This window comes from Pseudomonas sp. 15C, assembly GCF_055484735.1.
Genome location: NZ_JBUDGD010000040.1, coordinates 36,592 through 52,683 on the forward strand (window position 1 = coordinate 36,592; position 16,092 = coordinate 52,683).

Below are 16,092 nucleotides of genomic sequence, written 5' to 3' on the forward strand. Positions count from 1 at the left end.
CGCTGGTCGCCGTGATCAAACAAATAATGCCAATTAAGTGATGACAAGGTATATACGTTGTCATTACTAGTCGTAGGAGACTGACATGTCAAAACAAGCCGTTTTCACAATGAAGCTAGAGCCGGAGCTCCGAGAAGAATTCATGGCGGAAGCAGAGGCGGCACATCGGCCAGCCTCGCAAATTATGCGAGACATGATGCGTCAGTACGTACAAACCCAACGAGAGGCGCGTGAATACGAAGCCTTTTTACAACGCAAGGTTGAAATCGCTCGGGAATCCATGCGTTCGGGGAACGGATTGAGCAACGAAGATGTAGAAGCCGCGTTCGCTGCCAAACGCAGGCAGGCGGAAGATCGCCTATGAGGATTATATGGACGCCAGCCGCCGCACAGGATCGTGCAGACATTTGGGATTATTTGCAGGCCGCCAACCCAAGAGCGGCCATCGAAATGGATTTACGCTTCAGCGAAGCGGTACATCGCCTTTCTGACAACCCGCTGATTGGCCGTGCCGGCATCATTGCCGGTACACGGGAGGTGATTCCACATCCAAGTTACCGTCTTGTCTATCAAACGGAGCGCGACGCCGTCTATATCATGGCGCTGGTTCATACGGCACGAGCTTGGCCTCAGCCGAAGTAATCACCCCTCACGCCCCTTACGCAACATCACATCCAACTGATCCACCACCTCCGCCCAATCCGCATCCTCCAGAATCTCGTCGCGCAGGAACTGCGCCTGGCTTTTCGACCAGAAAAACGCCTCCGCCAAATGCAATTCCGGCTTGAGCGGGGAATGGCTGGCGATGAATTGGTCGATGCCGGTGGCGTCGTCAGCGAGGCCGAGTTGTTTGAACAGGGCCGGGAGGCTGTGTTGTGGATTTTCCATGCTGCAACTCCTCTGGCATTCAGGCGCGGCGTTAAACCGCTTGTTCCAGTGGAGTTGAGCATAGCTGGCGCTGTTGGTTCAGGGCTTCGCGACGTCCGGCGTGGCCGCAGCCATCGGCTGCGCCGGATACACCGACTGCCATCCGCCGCCCAGCGCCTTGTACAAGCCGACCATCGCCAACGAGACGCCGGTTGAGCTTTCCACCCACTGTTCCTGCGTCGCCAGCAAGGCGCTCTGCACGGTGAGGACGTTGACGAAGTCGGACACGCCTTCGACGTATTGTTGCTGCGCGGTGCGCAGGGCGATCTGGTTCTGGCGCACGGCTTCGGCGAGGCTGTCACGGCGGCGCTGGCTGGCGTTGTAGGCGGTCAGTTGATCGTCGATTTCGTGCCAGGCGCGCAGTACGGTTTGCTGATAAGCGATGGCAGCTTCCTGCTGTTGCGCTTCGCGCAGTTGCAGCATGCCGCGCAGGCGTCCGCCGTCGAACAGCGGCAGGCTGAATTGCGGGCCGATGCCGAACGCGCGCGAGCCCCAGGAACCGAAGTCGCTGAGTTGCATGGCTTGCGAGCCGAGGTTGCCGGACAAGGTGATGCGTGGGTAGAAATCGCCCTTGGCCACGCCGACAGTGGCGGTAGCCGCATGTAGACGTGCTTCGGCCTGGCGGATGTCGGGGCGTCGTTCGGCCAGTTGCGACGGCAAGCCGATCGCCACTTGTAGCGGCGGCTGCGGCACCGCTGCGTCTGTGGATAACTCTCTGGCCAAGGCCTGCGGCGGCTCGCCCATCAACAGGCTGATCGCGTTGATCAGTTGCGCCTGGCGCTGCTCCAGCGCCGGCAGGCGCGCTTCGATGGCGGCGACCTGCGCGGCGGCTTCGGCGACGTCCAGATCGGTCGCCACGCCGTCGGCCAGACGCAGTTGTGAAAGCTTGAGGCTGTGACGGGCGACGTCGAGGTTCTGTTCGGTGACGGCGCGGGTGTTCTGCACGCCGCGCAACTGAATGTAGTTTTGCGCGGTGTCGGCGAGCACGGTCAACAAGACGCCACGGCGGTCGTTTTCGGCGACTTGCAGGTTGGCGTTGGCGGCTTCGGTTTCACGGCGCACGCGGCCCCAGAAGTCCAACTCCCAGGACGCAGAGAAACCGGCATCCCACAGGTTGAAGGCCGAATCGCCGTTATGCCCGGAAGGATCGTTGAGGCCTTCGCCACTGTTGCGCTTGCGTCCATAGCTGCCGCTGGCAGCGGTGTTCGGGTAACGCTCGGCAGTGATCACCTGACGGGCGGCGCGGCTTTGCTGCAGACGACGGCTGGCCAGTTGCAGGTCGAGGTTGCTGCGCACGGCACGCTGGGTGAGAGCCGAGAGCTGCGGATCTTTGAAGACCTCCCACCAGCGCTCGTTGAGCGGTTCGCTGACGGCTTGGCTGGGGGCGGATTTGGCGGGTTTGGCCCAGTTGGTGATTGGCGTGGCTTCGGGCCTTTGGAAGTCGGGGCCGACAGTGCAGGCGCTGAGGCATAGGGTGAGCAAGGCACTTGAAGTGATTTGCTGCCACTGGCCCCATCGCTGGCAAGCCAGCTCCCACAGGGATTGTGCAGGCTGTCCAGATTTTTCAGGGCTGCCCATGGACCCTGTGGGAGCTGGCTTGCCAGCGATGAGGCCAGTCAATTCAACACTGGTCATCGCTGTACCACCTCGCGATCCACCTTCGCCTGCGCCGTATGGATACTCGCCTCCACCGACATCCCCACCCGCAATCGTTCGGCCAATGGCTGGCCCGGCTCCAGCATGATCTTCACTGGAATCCGCTGCACGACTTTGGTGAAATTGCCGGTGGCGTTGTCCGGCTTCACCGCGGCAAATGTCACACCGGTTGCTGGTGCGATACTTTCGACGCGGCCGCTTAACGTTTCACCACCAAGGCTGTCGACTCGCACCTGCACGTCCTGCCCCGGCTGCACATCGGTCAGCTGGGTTTCCTGAAAATTAGCTACTACATAGGCCTGCTGCAACGGCACCACCGCCAACAGTTTGCTGCCCGGCGTCACGTAGGCACCGACCCGCACCGCGCGCTCGCCGATCATGCCGTCCTGCGGCGCGGTGATGCGCGTGTAGGAGAGGTTGAAACTGGCGATTTCCAGCGCCGCTTGCGCGTGTTTCAGACTGCCTTCGGCGGCGTCCCGTTGCGCCGTGAGGATTTCCACTTGCTTGCGCTCGGCGGCTAGCTTCGCCGTCGCCGTGTCGAGCCGCGCCAAGGCCTGATCGATCCGCGTGCGCGCCTGTTGCGCATTCTGCACCGTACCGGCACCGACACCGGCGAGGTGGTTGTAGCGGTTCAGTTCCTGCTGGGCGAAAGCCATCTCAGCCTTGGCCGACACCACGGAGGCCTGAGCCTGGGCGATCAGCGAAGTCTGGCGCTCCAGCGTCGCCTGGGCATTCTGTAGCTGCGCTCGCGCGACCAGCGTTTGCGCGTCCGCCGCTTCGGCTGCGGCACGCAGATCGCGGTCGTCGATCAGCGCCAGCAATTGCCCGGCCTTCACCTGCTGGTTGTCCTCGACCAGCACTTGCTTGATGAACCCGGCGACGCGCGGCACCACCAGCGTGTAATCCGCCGAGACAAAGGCATCGTTGGTGCTTTGCTCGGTCCGTTTACCAAACAGGCCAGGCAGCGCCAGGTACACCAGCACGCCGACAGCCAGCGCAGCGGCAACGGCCACCGCGAGTTTTTGCTTTGCTTGAGTCGTCATAAAAACCTTCTGTTTCAGTGCAGCGATCAAGTCGGCGCGCGCGGCGGATAGATCCGCGTCGGCAGCCAGAAAATCAGCAGAATCAGCGCCAGCGCGACGCCTGCCATGCAGATGTAAAGATCCGAGGACGTCAGCACCACCGCCTGTTCGTGCAGGCGATGGGCGAGCCCCGGATCGCGGTGATCGGCCAGCGGCGAATTGCCAAGGCTGTCGACCAACATGCTCGAATGAAAATGCAGGCGCGAAGTGGTCAGCGCCTCGATCACTCCGGTGGCAACTACCGCCGAGAGCCCTTTGACGGTGTTGAACCACGCCGAGGCGAACGGTCCGTCCAGCGGGGTGATGCTGCCAGTGGACAGCATCAGCAACGGCAGCACCGCCATCGGCTGGCCGAGAATCTGCAACCACTGCAGCACATAAAAATCATCGCGGATCCACGCCGAGGTCAGGTGCGACCCGCCCAGGCATGACAGCGCCAGCAGGCTCAAACCGATCCCCAGCACCCAGCGGCAGTCGACCCAGCGCAGGTTGCACAGCGCCGCCACCAGCGGCAGCGCGAGCAACTGCGGCAGGGCTGCGATCAGCATGATCGGCGCGGTCTGCACCGGGCGATAACCTTGCACCTGGGCCAGATAACTCGACGGAATCAGCACCACAGCAAGCAATACGACCAATACGCCGGCCAGCGTCATCAGGGCGAACGACAGGTTGCGAATGCCGAGCATCTGCAATTTGAAAAACGGAATCGGCTGCGACCACTCGTTGATCAGAAACGCCACCAGCAATAGCGAGCCGGCGCCGAGCAAGGCGCAGATCAGGTTCGATTCGAACCAGTCCAGGCGATTGCCTTGCAGCAGGCCGATGACCAGCATGCAGATCGCCGGAAACCCCAACAGCAAACCTTTCCAGTTGAAGGTCTTCAGGCGTTCGAGACGCAGCGGATCCTGCGGAATGCCATAGGCCACCGCCGCTATGGCGATCAGGCACGGCACGACGATTTGCCAGAACGTCCATTGCCAGCCGACGTATTCGGTCCACAAACCGGCCAGTGGCGTGCCCAGTCCCGGGCCGAAGGTCGCGGTCAGCGCATAACCGGCCAGTCCGTACAGCTTGATGTTCGCTGGCAGGAAACGCAGGGCGACGGTCATCAACATGGGCGGCAAGGCGCCGCCCGCCAGCCCCTGCACAGTGCGCATCAGCAGCAGGCTTTCGTAGTTAGGCGCGAACGGGCACAGCACACCGAGCAAGGTGAACAGGCTGATCGCGCACAAGGTGAAGCGCCGTAGCGAGAAGGTCACCGAGCACCACGGCGCGAACGCCATGGCCGCGACCGAGGTGGCGGTGTAACTGGCGACCAGCCAGGTGCCTTCGTCGTAACCGATGTGCAGCGCGCCGCGAATATCGGCGAGGGCGACCTTGGTCACCATCTCGTTGAGGCCCGACACCAGCACTGCCAGCAGCACGCCGACCAGGCCAATGATGATCCGCGCCCCGAACACCGGTGGCGCAGCCGCCGTCGCCGGATTGGCCGCAGCAATAGGTGCAGCAGCCGTCAGGGATGTCATGAATACACACTCCGGAGAGAAAAATACCGGAGCATTTTAGTGGGGCTTGGCAATGCCGAAAATTGACTTATTGGCAGGTTATAAGTGCATCAGACACAACAATGAGACTTGTAGGAGTGAGCCTGCTCGCGATAGCGGTGTGTCAGTTGATTCAGGTGTCGAATGACACACCGCTATCGCGAGCAGGCTCACTCCTACAGGGATTTGTGTCGGTTCCAGGTCTAGGGCTGTGCCGCCAGCCACGTTTCATCGCAGCAGGTTTTCAAGGTTTCGCGCAGCCAGCGGTGTGCCGGGTCCTTGTCGAAGCGCGGGTGCCAGGCCTGGGTCAGCATCAGCATCGGCAAGGGAATCGGCAGGTTGAACGAGCGCAGTTTCAGGCCCAGGCGACGGACACTCAGCAGGGCTTCCTTGGGCACCGGCAGGATCAGGTCGGAGTCCGGCAGGGCAAACATCGCCGCATGGAAACTCGGCGCAATCACCGCCACCCGCCGCTCCAGGCCCAGCGCATTCAGCGCCGTATCGATCGGGCCGCGGGCGATGCCCCGGCGCGACATGCTGATATGGGAAAACCCGGCGTAGCGCTCGGCGGTGATTTCGCCATCGAGCAGCGGATGGTCCTCGCGCACCAGACCGACAAAATGCGTCGAGAACAGGTTCTGCACTTTCACTTCAGGCGTGACCGGCCGGGTGTTGCTGACGCTCAGGTCGATGCGTCCTTCGCGCAGCGCCTCGTCGTCGCCGTCGCCTTCCGGGACGAAGCGCAGTTCGCAGTGCGGGGCGAGTTTGTCGAGGGTGTCGAACAACTTGCCGCCATAGACGCCGACGAAAAAGTCATTGGCGCGAATGCTGAAGCGCCGCCGCAGGGTGCCCAGTTCCACGCTATCGGCAGACCGGAACAGCAGCGCGGCCTGCTCGACCACGTCGCGCACCTGCTCGCGCAGCTCAAGAGCCTTGGGTGTCGGCACCAGACCGCGGCCGGCGCGCACCAAAATCGGATCGCCGATGGCTTCGCGGATACGCGTCAACGTGCGGCTCATCGCCGCCGGGCTGAGATTCATCCGCCGCGCCGCACCGACCACACTGCCCTCGTCGAGCAGAGCGTCGAGGGCGACGAGCAGGTTCATGTCCGGGAGTTGCATGCTGAGCACTCTTGGCTGATCGGGATTGATCTGGGCGCAATGCTAGCAAACATCCAGAAATGGCGGCGCTGGATAGGACGCCATCGCTGGCAAGCCAGCTCCCACAGTGCCTTGGGAGCTCACAATATTGCGACCATCACAAAACCTGTGGGAGCTGGCTTGCCAGCGATGAGGCCGGCGGTCACACCATAATCAGCGCTGCATACCCCAACGCTTGACCGTCACCCGCTCCAGCGAATCGAACACCAGATTCTCCACCAGCAATCCAATCAGGATCACCACGGCCAACCCGGCGAACACCTTGTCGGTGTACAGCTCGTTGCGGTTCTGGAAGATGTACCAGCCGAGCCCGCCCTTGCCGCTGGTGGCGCCGAACACCAGTTCTGCCGCGATCAGGGTGCGCCAGGCAAACGCCCAGCCAATCTTCAGCCCGGCCAGAATCGACGGCAGCGCCGCCGGGATCAAAATGAACAGGACCAGGCGCAAGCCCTTCAAACCGTAATTGCGCCCAGCCATACGCAGGGTTTCGGAGACACCCATGAAACCGGCATAGGTGTTCAGCGCCAACGCCCACAGCACCGAATGCACCAGCACGAAAATCAGGCTGTTCTGCCCCAGGCCAAACCACAGCAGCGCCAGCGGCAACAAGGCTATCGCCGGCAGCGGGTTGAGCATGGAAGTCATTGTGCTGAGCAGATCGCGGCCCAACTGCGTCGACACCGCCAGCGTGGTCAGGCCAAAGGCGAGGATGATACCGATCAGATAACCCTTGATCAGCACCACCAGGGAAATCCATACCTTGGCCAACAGCTCACCGCTGAGCAAGCCGTCGAACAGCGCATGGCTGGTCTGCAGAAAACTCGGCAGCATCAGGTCATTGTTCTGGACTCGCGCGACCACTTCCCACAGCAGCGCCAGCACGATCAGGATCAGGCTCTTGCGCAGCCAGCCCTGTTGCCACAGCCGCGTACCCAGCGCCAGCTCACGCTCGACCGGCACCGCCGTCAGCGGCTCGAGCTCGATTTCGAATTCTTCACGCACGGATGATGAATGGCTCATCGGGTAGTCCTCCTGGCCGCTCAATAGGCGATGCGAATGTCGTTGAAGTCATGATCACGTTCGGTGTCGGGCGACTGGCCTTCATCGAACAGCAGCCGGTGAATGCGCCGCGCCGACTCCTGAAACGCCACACCGCCAAGGCTATGCAGATCGTATTGATGGCTGTGCACTTCGGCGCGCACGCGCCCCGGATGGGGCGACAGCAACAGAATGCGATTGCCGACCACCAGCGCCTCTTCGATCGAGTGGGTGACGAACAGCAAGGTAAAACGCACCTCGTCCCAGAGCAGCAGCAGCTCCTCCTGCATCTTGCGCCGGGTCAGCGCATCCAGCGCAGCGAACGGCTCGTCCATCAGAAGGATTTTCGGTTGCATCGCCAGTGCCCGGGCAATCGCGACCCGCGCTTTCATGCCGCCGGACAGGGTGTGTGGATAGGCGTCGGCGAACGCCGCCAGCCCGACCTTTTCCAGATAGTGCAGCGCACGTTCTTCGGCGTGTTTTTTGTTCAACGTTCGCGAGGCCAGCAGCGGAAACATCACGTTCTGTTTGACGGTTTTCCAAGGTGGCAGTTGATCGAATTCCTGAAACACCACAATTCGGTCCGGCCCCGGCGCATCGACGCGCTGGCCTTGCAAACGGATCTCGCCTTCGGACGGCTGGATGAAACCGGCGACGGCTTTGAGCAAGGTCGACTTGCCGCAGCCGGACGGGCCGAGCAGCACGTAACGGTCGGCCGGGTCGATTTCGAAACTGACCTGATGGGTGGCGCGCACCACGCGTTGCGGCGTGCGGTATTCGAGGCTGACGCGATCGACCGCCAGCAGCGCTTCGCTGCGGACGACCGGGTTGCTGGCCGCGTGGCCTGGCAAGGGAGCGTTCATGGTCTTGGCAATCTCCGCGAATCAGAAAGGCGCATCGCCCTGGATGGTCGTCCGATACAGCTTGCGGCGCAGGTGCGCGGGGCAACCAGCGGCGAGGTGGATCAGCGAGCGGTTGTCCCAGAACACCAGGTCATGGGGTTGCCACTGATGGCGGTAGATGTTTTGCGGCAGCACGCTGTGGGCGTAGAGCTCACTCAGCAGTTGCTGACTTTCGTCTTGCGGCAGGCCGACGATGCGGGTGGTGAAGCCTTCGCTGACGAACAGGGCCTTGCGGCCGTTTTCAGGGTGTGTGCGCACCACCGGATGCACCACTTCGGCGACTTGCGCCAGTTGTTCCGGGGTCAGGGTCGGGCGCCAGTTGCCCTCGAACCTGGTTTCGCTGTAGCGCGCGGTGTACGAGTGCGCAGCGAAGCGGCCTTCGACAGCCTTGCGCAGCGCGGCGGGCAGGTTGTCCCAGGCTTTGTGCATGTCGGCAAACAGCGTGTCGCCGCCCTCCTCCGGCAACTCCTGGGCGTGAAGCATCGAACCGAGGCTCGGCAGCTCTTTATAGGAGAGATCGGAATGCCAGAACTTACCGGCGTCACCGAGGCCGATGTTCTGGCCGTTTTCGATGATATTGGAAACAATGAGGATTTCCGGATGATTGGCCAGCAGGAACTGCTTGAGCACGTGAATCTGCAGCACACCGAAGCGGCGGCTGAAATCGATCTGCTGTTGCGGGGTGATCCGTTGGTCGCGAAACACCACGACATGGTGATCGAGGTGCGCGCGATGAATGCGCGCGAAATCCTGGTCATTGACCGGTCGGCTCAGGTCGAGTCCGATAATTTCGGCACCGACGGCACCGACGGCACCGCTGAACGGGCGAACTTCGAAAGTTTGCGGCGCGGCGGTCGCGGCGCTCAGGGTGGCAGTAGCTGTGGACATCTTTCCATCTCCCACGCACGGCGCGCTCACGGGCGCGCTCGTCGATCAGACACTCACGCTGGATTGCGTGTTGGTTCAGGTCGTGCGGCGCGCCGATTGGTCGGCAGGTACGCAGGGGGACGACTTTATAGGTATAAGAATTGGAACTTAAATACCGTTAGAGAATAACGATATGGCGGTTGGTACGGGTTGGGTGACGATTTGTGTCACTTACAAGCACGAAGTGGCGATTTTGCTGACGCCATCGCTGGCAAGCCAGCTCCCACAGTTTTTTGTGTCGGATACATAATCAAGTTCCAACCAAGAACCTTGTGGGAGCTGGCTTGCCAGCGATGAGGCCAGTGAGGCCACTGAAAATCAGCGTTCGTGCAACGCCTCGGCCCGCGCGCGAATGATCGGTTTGAGCAGGTAGCTCAACACTGACTTCTTGCCGGTGATGATATCCACCGAAGCGACCATCCCCGGAATGATCAGCAGCGGCTTTTCATCCGTGCCCAGATGGCTGCGCTCGGTGCGCACCTTGATCATGTAGTAGGTGGTTTTCTTGTCTTCATCGGTGATCGTGTCGGCGCCGATCTGCTCGAGCTGCGCCTTGAGCCCGCCATAAATGGTGTAGTCGTACGCAGTGAATTTGACGATCGCTTCCTGCCCCGGATGCAGGAAAGCGATGTCCTGTGGACGAATTTTCGCTTCGACCAGCAGGGTGTCATCGAGCGGCACGATTTCGACCATGTCGCTGCCTGGCTGGATGACGCCGCCGATGGTGTTGACCAGCAACTTGTTGACGATACCCCGCACAGGTGAGGTAACCAGCGTACGGCTGACGCGGTCTTCAAGGGCCTTGCCGGTGGCCTGGGCCTTGTTCAGATCGGTGCGCGCTTCGTTGAGCTGAGTCAGCGCTTCGCTGCGGAATTTGCCACGGGTCTCGTCGATCTTGCGCTGCACTTCCTTGATCGCCGATTCGGCACGCGGGATGGCCAGGGTGGTTGCGTCGAGCTGACCACGGGTTTCGACTTCCGCGCGCTTGAGCCGCAGCACTTCCACCGGCGACACCGCGCCCTGCGCCACCAGCGGCTCGGACATGTTGATTTCCTGGCGTTGCAGGCCCAGTTGTTGGCGGTACTGCGCCTGCTTGGAGCTGAACTCGCGCAGCTCTTGCTGGCGCTGAATCAACTGCTCCTGCAAGCCGCCGATCTCGTCGTGCAATTGCTGACGACGGCTGATGTACAGCGACTCTTCGCTTTTAGCCTGGCCCGGTACAGCTTTGAGCACGTCCTCGGGGAAATTCAGCGGACGATCATCGACTTCCGCGCTCAGGCGCTCGACGCGCAACAACATCGACAGGCGATCGGCCTCGGTTTCGCCCACGTTGGAGGCAAAACGCGTGTCGTCGAGACGAATCAGCGGCGCGCCGGCTTCGACGATCTGGCCTTCCTTGACGAATAGTTCCGAGACGATGCCGCCCTCCAGGTTCTGGATTTTCTGAATCTTCGACGACGGAATCGCCTTGCCGTCGCCTTTGGTCACTTCGTCGATCACGGCGAAGTTGGCCCAGAGCATGAGGAACACGAAGAAGCCGATGATCGCCCAGATGGTCAGGCGCACGACGCGCGGGGCGTCTTCGATCAGCGCCTTGTTGACCTCCGGCAGCGGCTGGCCCTGCAGCGAAGCAGAGCCCTTGAAGTAGCGACGGATCGATTCCTTGACACCGGACTTAAGCAACACTGATCTGCCCCTTTTTCAACGCTTCCATCACCGCGGCTTTCGGGCCGTCGGCAAGAATCTGCCCGCGATCGACCACCAGCAGGCGATCGACCAGCGACAACAGCGAGGCCCGGTGCGTCACCAGCACCACGGTCTTGTTTTCGATCACCGCCGCGAGGCGTTGCTTGAGGCGTTCTTCGCCGGTGTTGTCCATGGCGCTGGTCGGCTCGTCCATCAGCAGAATCGGCGGATTGAGCAGCAGCGCCCGAGCCAGGGCAACGTTCTGCCGCTGGCCACCGGAGAGGTTCTGCCCACGCTCGCCGACTTGCAGCTCATAACCCTGCGGATGCAGTCGGGCAAATTCGTGAACGCCGGCCAGTTCCGCTGCCTGCAAAACCAGTTCGTCTTCAACATAACGCGCCCCGGAAACCAGGTTGTCGCGCAAGGTGCCGGCCAGCAGTTGGATGTCTTGTGGGACGTAGCCGATGTTGTAGCGCAGTTCGCTGACGTCGATCTGGCGGATGTCCACGCCATCGACCAGCAGCGCGCCGTCGTCCGGTTGATAGAGGCCGACCAGCAGTTTCGCCAGCGAGCTCTTGCCCGAGCCGCTGCGGCCGATGATGCCGATCTTCTCGCCCGGACGGATCACCAGGTTGATGTTTTTCAGCGCCGGGTTCTGTTGTTCCGGGTAGGTGAAGCTCAGCTGGCGGCACTCGATGGCACCTTGCAGCACCTTGCGGCTCAGCGGGCGTTCTTCGAAATTGCGTTCCTGCGGCAGCTCCATCATCTGGTCGACCGAAGTCATGGTCACCCGTGCCTGCTGATAGCGCGTGAGCAGACCGGACAGCGAGGCCAGCGGGCTGAGGGCGCGACCGCTGAGCATGTAGCAGGCAATCAGCCCGCCCATGCTCAGATTGCCGGCGATGATCTGGTAGACGCCGAAGACGATCATGATCACCCCGGCCAGTTGCTGGATCAGCAGGGTGATGTTCATCGCCAGACCGGAAAGCATTTTCACCCGCAGCTCGAGGCGGCTGAGGGTGCCGATGGTCTGCTCCCACTGATACTGACGCTCGCTTTCGGCGTTGTTGACCTTGACCGCGTCGAGGCCGGCGAGGGTTTCGATCAGGCTCGACTGGCGCTCGGCACCGAGGGCCATGGTGCGCTCCATGGTCGCGACCAGTGGCTTCTGCAACGCGTAGCCAATCAGCAAGGCGATCGGGAAGGCCAGCACCGGAATCCACACCAGATGCCCGCCAAGAATGGCGATCACGATGAAAATCAGAATGGTAAACGGCAGGTCGATCAGGCTGGTCAGGGTCAACGAGGCGAGGAAGTCGCGCAGGCTCTGGAACTCATGGATGTTCTGGGCGAAGCTGCCGACCCGCGCCGGGCGGTATTTCATCGCCATGCCGACGATGCGTTCGAACAGCGTCGCCGAGATGATCAGGTCGGTTTTCTTCCCGGCCAGGTCCAGGCACAGACTGCGCAGGCTTTTCAGGATCAGGTCGAAGATGTACGCGCCGGTAATCCCCAGCGCCAGCACCCACAGGGTCGCTTCAGCCTGGTTCGGCACCACACGGTCATACACGTTCATCACGAACAGCGGCGCGGCCATGGCGATGATGTTGATCAGGAAACTCGCGGCGATCGCATCGGCGTAGAGCCAGCGCGAGCGTTTGAGGGTGTCGCGAAACCACGAGCGCGCACGCGGAATCAGCGTGCCGTGGTTGACGTCGAATTTATGTTGCGGCTGAGCGAAGAAGACTTTGCCGGTGTAGTCGTCAGCGAGCAGTTCGCGGCTGACGGTCGACTCGCCGCCATCGCTTTCGCTGAGCAGCACCCGCGCGTCGTTATCGCCCTGCCAGCCGAGCAGCACGGCACTGCGGCCGTCCTTGAGCAGCAGCAAGGCCGGCATGGCGATCGCCGGAATTTCTTCGAGTTTGCGCTGCAGCACTCGCCCTTGCAGGCCGGCGCGAGCCGCCGCACGCGGCAGCAACTCGACACTCAGACGTTGTTTGGGCAGCGGCAGGCCGGTGGTCAGCATCGCTGCGCTGGCCGGCTTCTGGTGCAGCATGCAAAGGGCGAGCAGACCGTCCAGTAACGGATCGTCATGCAACGCGCGTGGATCATGGCTGAGTTGAACTCGACTGACTTCTGATTCCACGCTCGACACTCTTTGACAGTTGAAAGGGATAACTCAATTCATCCCAGGCAGCTGGACCTTGGGCTTCACATCGTTCTGCACAACGGATGCCAACGGCGCGACCACTCCCTGGCTTTTGAGCAATTGGCCCATGGTCGCCTTGATTCGGTACTGAGTAAATAACTGAATGTTCTTGATTTCCGCCAGACGGCGCGACGCGGTGAACAGTTCGTTTTCGCTGTCGAGCAAGTCCAGCAGGGTGCGTTCGCCAAGGCTGAATTGACGCTGGTAGGCGGTGCGCACCGAAGTGCTGTGATCGACGTATTGCTGGGCGATCGGCACCTGCGCATTGGCGTTGTTGAGGGCGTTCCAGGCCAGGCCAAGCTCCTCGTTCAACTGGCGCAGGGCGTTGTTGCGGATGTCCAGCGCCTGATTGGCCAGGTACGACTTGGACTCCAGATCAGCCTTGTTGCTGCCACCGGAATACAGGTTGAAGCGCATGCGCAGCATCGCCTGCCATTCATTGTTGTGGCCGTTCTGGCCGTCGAGGTCGTTGTCGGCGGTGCGGCCCAGCTCGGCATCGAAACGTGGGTAGAAGGTCGACTTGGCGGTGGCGTACTGCTTCTCGGCAGCGGCGATATCCGACTCGGCCGAACGCAGGATCGGGCTGTTTTCCAGCATCTGCGCGCGGGCCTCGTTGAGGTTGGCCGGCATCATTGCCATGAACGGCGCCGGGCGCTCCAGTTGATCGGGCATCTGGCCGACGGCGCTGAGGAAATTGGTTTCCGAGTCGGCGAGGTTGGTCTGCTCGGTGATCAGGTTGTTGCGGGCCTGGGCCATCCGCGCTTCGGCCTGATCGAGGTCGGCGCCACTGCCTACGCCGCGCTGAGTGCGCAACTGGATCTGGTCGTAGATGCGCTGGTGACTCTTGAGATTTTCCTCGGCCAGACGCACGAATTCGCGGCGGGTCAGCACATCCAGATAAACCTGAGCGACAGTCAGCGCGGTACGTTCGGAAGTGCCGAGCAGCGAGTAGGCACGCGAGCTGACGTTGGCTTGTTGACGCGCAACTTCGTTGGAGGTGGCAAAACCGTCAAAAACCATTTGCGAGAGACGTAAACTTGACTCGCTGCGATTCAACGTCTCCCAGTGATTGCCGCCGCCGTTGGCGCGAGTGGTCACGCTGTCGGTGCCTTCGCGGCCGTAACCGCCCAGTAGATCGACCTTGGGCAGGTAGCCGCCCTTCGCCGCCTTCAACTGATAATCCGCTGCCAATCGACCGTTGACTCCCGCCTGGATCTCCGGATGGACATCCAGTGCCTGTTGCATGGCTTCTGGTAAGGATTGTGCTTGTACGAATGAAGCGGCGAGAGCGAAGGGTACGGCAAGGAGCAAAAGCGAACGCATGGTTGGAATTTTCCCAGAACTTCTTGTCTTGAATCACAGCAAAAACGCGGCGCTGCGTCGGATGATGGCAACCCGAAAGACCGTATGTCGGAAAGTTCAAAAGAGGAACTGGATGACAGGCTGAAGGACAGGTCGCCGCGGAAATATCAATGTGACATTAGTGGGGCGATTGTTTAGGATGGCACCCATAAGGTCAATAGTTTGGCATAAAGTTAATTGCGAAAATTTATAGCCAATTTATTGACGAAATACAGCGTCAACAAGTTATCCATTTTCTAGAAACACGTCCAGACTGAAGTGGCGCCGACGCCCGTCAGGTCCATGGAAGTCAACTGAACGCGACACCCCGGAGAGTCTTCAATGAGCAGTGTTGTTGCCATCGTCAAAAGCATTGTCGGTCAGGTTTTCGTGGTGTCCCCAGAGGGCGTGCGACGCGTACTCGTTGAAGGCGATCGCCTTTATGTTGGCGATCAGATCGACACCGGCCTGTCCGGCGCCGTGTCGCTGGAAATGGCCGATGGCCGCACCCTCGATCTGGGTCGCGATACGCAGTGGAGCGCCAGCGCGCCCGATTCCAGCACCGACCTGGCTGAAGCCACCGCGCAAGCTGCGCCTTCTGTAGAAGAGCTGCAGCAAGCCATCGCCGCCGGCGTCGACCCGACCACCGCCCTTGAATCCACCGCTGCGGGCCCAAGCGCCGCGGGTACCGGTGGTGCCGCCGGTGGCGGCCACAGTTTTGTCATGCTCGACGCGACCGCGGGCCGGGTCGACCCGACCATTGGTTTCCCGACTGCCGGGATCAACGCTGCCGGGCAAGTCGCCCAGGACACCACCGGTGGCCTGACAAGCGACACCACCACCAACGCCCTGCGCGCCTCGACCCTGAGCCTGACTGCCACGCCGACCATTACCGAAGCCGGCGGCGTGCTGGTGTACACTGCGACCCTGACCCAGGCACCACTGACTGACCTGACCATCACCCTGTCCAACGGCGCGGTGATCGTGATTCCGGCCGGTTCCACCACCGGCACTGTCAACGTGCCGCTGGCGCCGAATGACACGGTGTACAACGACCCGACGCAAATCGACGTGACCGTCACCGGGACCACCGGCGGCAACGGCATCACCGTGACCCCGCCGACTACTCCGGCGACTACCCAGGTCACCGATACCGTCGACACCACCACCGTCACCCTGACGACGGCCCCGAACGTTACTGAAGGCGGGCAGATTACCTACACCGCGACGCTGACCAATCCAGCCCAGACCCCGGTGACCGTCACTCTGTCCAACGGTTCGACCATCACCATCGGCGCGGGCCAGACCACTGGCAGCGTCAACGTGCCGACCCCGACAAACGACGTTTATAACAATGGCAGCACCGTCAGCACCACGATCACTGGCGCTACCGGTGGCAACTTTGAAAATCTGGTGCCGAATCCGACGCCAGCGGTGACAACCATTACCGATTCGGTCGACAACACCGGCCTGACCCTGACCGCGACCAACAACGTCGTTGAAGGTGGTCAGATCACCTATACCGCGACACTGACCAACCCGGCGCAAACCCCGGTCACCGTCACCCTGTCGAACGGCTCGACCATCACCATCGGCGCGGGCCAGACCACTGGCAGCGTC

Annotated in this window: 14 protein-coding genes; 3 read left to right on the top strand and 11 right to left on the bottom strand. The window is 61.5% G+C overall.

Annotation, left to right across the window (positions count from 1 at the left end):
- Nucleotides 1-85 precede the first annotated feature (85 nt).
- Nucleotides 86-364, top strand: coding sequence for an antitoxin of toxin-antitoxin stability system (locus ACYYKW_RS19025; protein WP_090288106.1), 279 nt, complete (start codon nucleotides 86-88; stop codon nucleotides 362-364).
- Nucleotides 361-642, top strand: a complete 282-nt coding sequence (locus ACYYKW_RS19030; protein ID WP_093096013.1) for a type II toxin-antitoxin system RelE/ParE family toxin — start codon at nucleotides 361-363, stop codon at nucleotides 640-642. The genes ACYYKW_RS19025 and ACYYKW_RS19030 overlap by 4 nt, the downstream gene beginning before the upstream one ends.
- Here the strand turns inward: ACYYKW_RS19030 and ACYYKW_RS19035 are convergent, their stop codons facing one another.
- The 11 genes from ACYYKW_RS19035 to ACYYKW_RS19085 all read right to left on the bottom strand — a co-directional run bounded on the left by ACYYKW_RS19035 (nucleotide 643) and on the right by ACYYKW_RS19085 (nucleotide 14,454).
- The gene (locus tag ACYYKW_RS19035) at nucleotides 643-888 is read right to left on the bottom strand and encodes a DUF2789 domain-containing protein (RefSeq protein WP_464990834.1); all 246 of its coding nucleotides are present in this window, start codon (nucleotides 886-888) and stop codon (nucleotides 643-645) included.
- Nucleotides 889-966: 78 nt separating this feature from the next.
- Nucleotides 967-2,562, bottom strand: coding sequence for an efflux transporter outer membrane subunit (locus ACYYKW_RS19040; RefSeq protein ID WP_464990835.1), 1,596 nt, complete (start codon nucleotides 2,560-2,562; stop codon nucleotides 967-969).
- A complete protein-coding gene (locus ACYYKW_RS19045; RefSeq protein WP_464990836.1) occupies nucleotides 2,559-3,626 on the bottom strand; it encodes an HlyD family secretion protein in 1,068 nt (355 codons plus the stop codon). The genes ACYYKW_RS19040 and ACYYKW_RS19045 overlap by 4 nt, the downstream gene beginning before the upstream one ends.
- A 26-nt stretch (nucleotides 3,627-3,652) precedes the next feature.
- Nucleotides 3,653-5,191, bottom strand: coding sequence for an MFS transporter (locus ACYYKW_RS19050; protein ID WP_464990837.1), 1,539 nt, complete (start codon nucleotides 5,189-5,191; stop codon nucleotides 3,653-3,655).
- Between the two features lie 221 nt (nucleotides 5,192-5,412).
- Nucleotides 5,413-6,330: a LysR family transcriptional regulator gene (locus ACYYKW_RS19055; protein WP_090288096.1), complete on the bottom strand. Its 918-nt coding sequence runs from the start codon at nucleotides 6,328-6,330 to the stop codon at nucleotides 5,413-5,415.
- Between the two features lie 192 nt (nucleotides 6,331-6,522).
- Nucleotides 6,523-7,389 (bottom strand): ABC transporter permease, encoded by an 867-nt coding sequence (locus ACYYKW_RS19060; RefSeq protein WP_464990838.1) that lies wholly within the window; start codon nucleotides 7,387-7,389, stop codon nucleotides 6,523-6,525.
- A gap of 20 nt (nucleotides 7,390-7,409) precedes the next feature.
- Entirely contained in the window at nucleotides 7,410-8,270 is an 861-nt protein-coding gene (locus ACYYKW_RS19065; RefSeq protein ID WP_464990839.1) for an ABC transporter ATP-binding protein, read from the bottom strand.
- Between the two features lie 21 nt (nucleotides 8,271-8,291).
- Complete coding sequence (locus ACYYKW_RS19070) at nucleotides 8,292-9,197, bottom strand: TauD/TfdA dioxygenase family protein (RefSeq protein WP_464990840.1); 906 nt, start codon at nucleotides 9,195-9,197, stop codon at nucleotides 8,292-8,294.
- Nucleotides 9,198-9,554: 357 nt separating this feature from the next.
- Nucleotides 9,555-10,922: an HlyD family type I secretion periplasmic adaptor subunit gene (locus ACYYKW_RS19075; protein ID WP_090288088.1), complete on the bottom strand. Its 1,368-nt coding sequence runs from the start codon at nucleotides 10,920-10,922 to the stop codon at nucleotides 9,555-9,557.
- A complete protein-coding gene (locus ACYYKW_RS19080) occupies nucleotides 10,912-13,068 on the bottom strand; it encodes a type I secretion system permease/ATPase (RefSeq protein ID WP_464990841.1) in 2,157 nt (718 codons plus the stop codon). The genes ACYYKW_RS19075 and ACYYKW_RS19080 overlap by 11 nt, the downstream gene beginning before the upstream one ends.
- Before the next feature lie 33 nt (nucleotides 13,069-13,101).
- Complete coding sequence (locus tag ACYYKW_RS19085) at nucleotides 13,102-14,454, bottom strand: TolC family outer membrane protein (RefSeq protein WP_464990842.1); 1,353 nt, start codon at nucleotides 14,452-14,454, stop codon at nucleotides 13,102-13,104.
- Between the two features lie 360 nt (nucleotides 14,455-14,814).
- Between ACYYKW_RS19085 and ACYYKW_RS19090 the strand changes: the two genes are divergently transcribed.
- Nucleotides 14,815-16,092 (top strand): retention module-containing protein (locus tag ACYYKW_RS19090; protein ID WP_464990843.1); only part of this gene is annotated, 1,278 nt, incomplete at its 3' end.

Excerpts from the sequence above, each read along its gene's own strand:
- ACYYKW_RS19055 (WP_090288096.1), bottom strand. The coding sequence starts at position 6,330 with ATGCAACTCCCGGACATGAACCTGCTCGTCGCCCTCGACGCTCTGCTC.
- ACYYKW_RS19040 (WP_464990835.1), bottom strand. The coding sequence starts at position 2,562 with ATGACCAGTGTTGAATTGACTGGCCTCATCGCTGGCAAGCCAGCTCCC.
- ACYYKW_RS19050 (WP_464990837.1), bottom strand. The coding sequence starts at position 5,191 with ATGACATCCCTGACGGCTGCTGCACCTATTGCTGCGGCCAATCCGGCG.
- ACYYKW_RS19025 (WP_090288106.1), top strand. The coding sequence starts at position 86 with ATGTCAAAACAAGCCGTTTTCACAATGAAGCTAGAGCCGGAGCTCCGA.
- ACYYKW_RS19065 (WP_464990839.1), bottom strand. The coding sequence starts at position 8,270 with ATGAACGCTCCCTTGCCAGGCCACGCGGCCAGCAACCCGGTCGTCCGC.
- ACYYKW_RS19085 (WP_464990842.1), bottom strand. The coding sequence starts at position 14,454 with ATGCGTTCGCTTTTGCTCCTTGCCGTACCCTTCGCTCTCGCCGCTTCA.
- ACYYKW_RS19070 (WP_464990840.1), bottom strand. The coding sequence starts at position 9,197 with ATGTCCACAGCTACTGCCACCCTGAGCGCCGCGACCGCCGCGCCGCAA.
- ACYYKW_RS19060 (WP_464990838.1), bottom strand. The coding sequence starts at position 7,389 with ATGAGCCATTCATCATCCGTGCGTGAAGAATTCGAAATCGAGCTCGAG.
- ACYYKW_RS19045 (WP_464990836.1), bottom strand. The coding sequence starts at position 3,626 with ATGACGACTCAAGCAAAGCAAAAACTCGCGGTGGCCGTTGCCGCTGCG.
- ACYYKW_RS19030 (WP_093096013.1), top strand. The coding sequence starts at position 361 with ATGAGGATTATATGGACGCCAGCCGCCGCACAGGATCGTGCAGACATT.
- ACYYKW_RS19035 (WP_464990834.1), bottom strand. The coding sequence starts at position 888 with ATGGAAAATCCACAACACAGCCTCCCGGCCCTGTTCAAACAACTCGGC.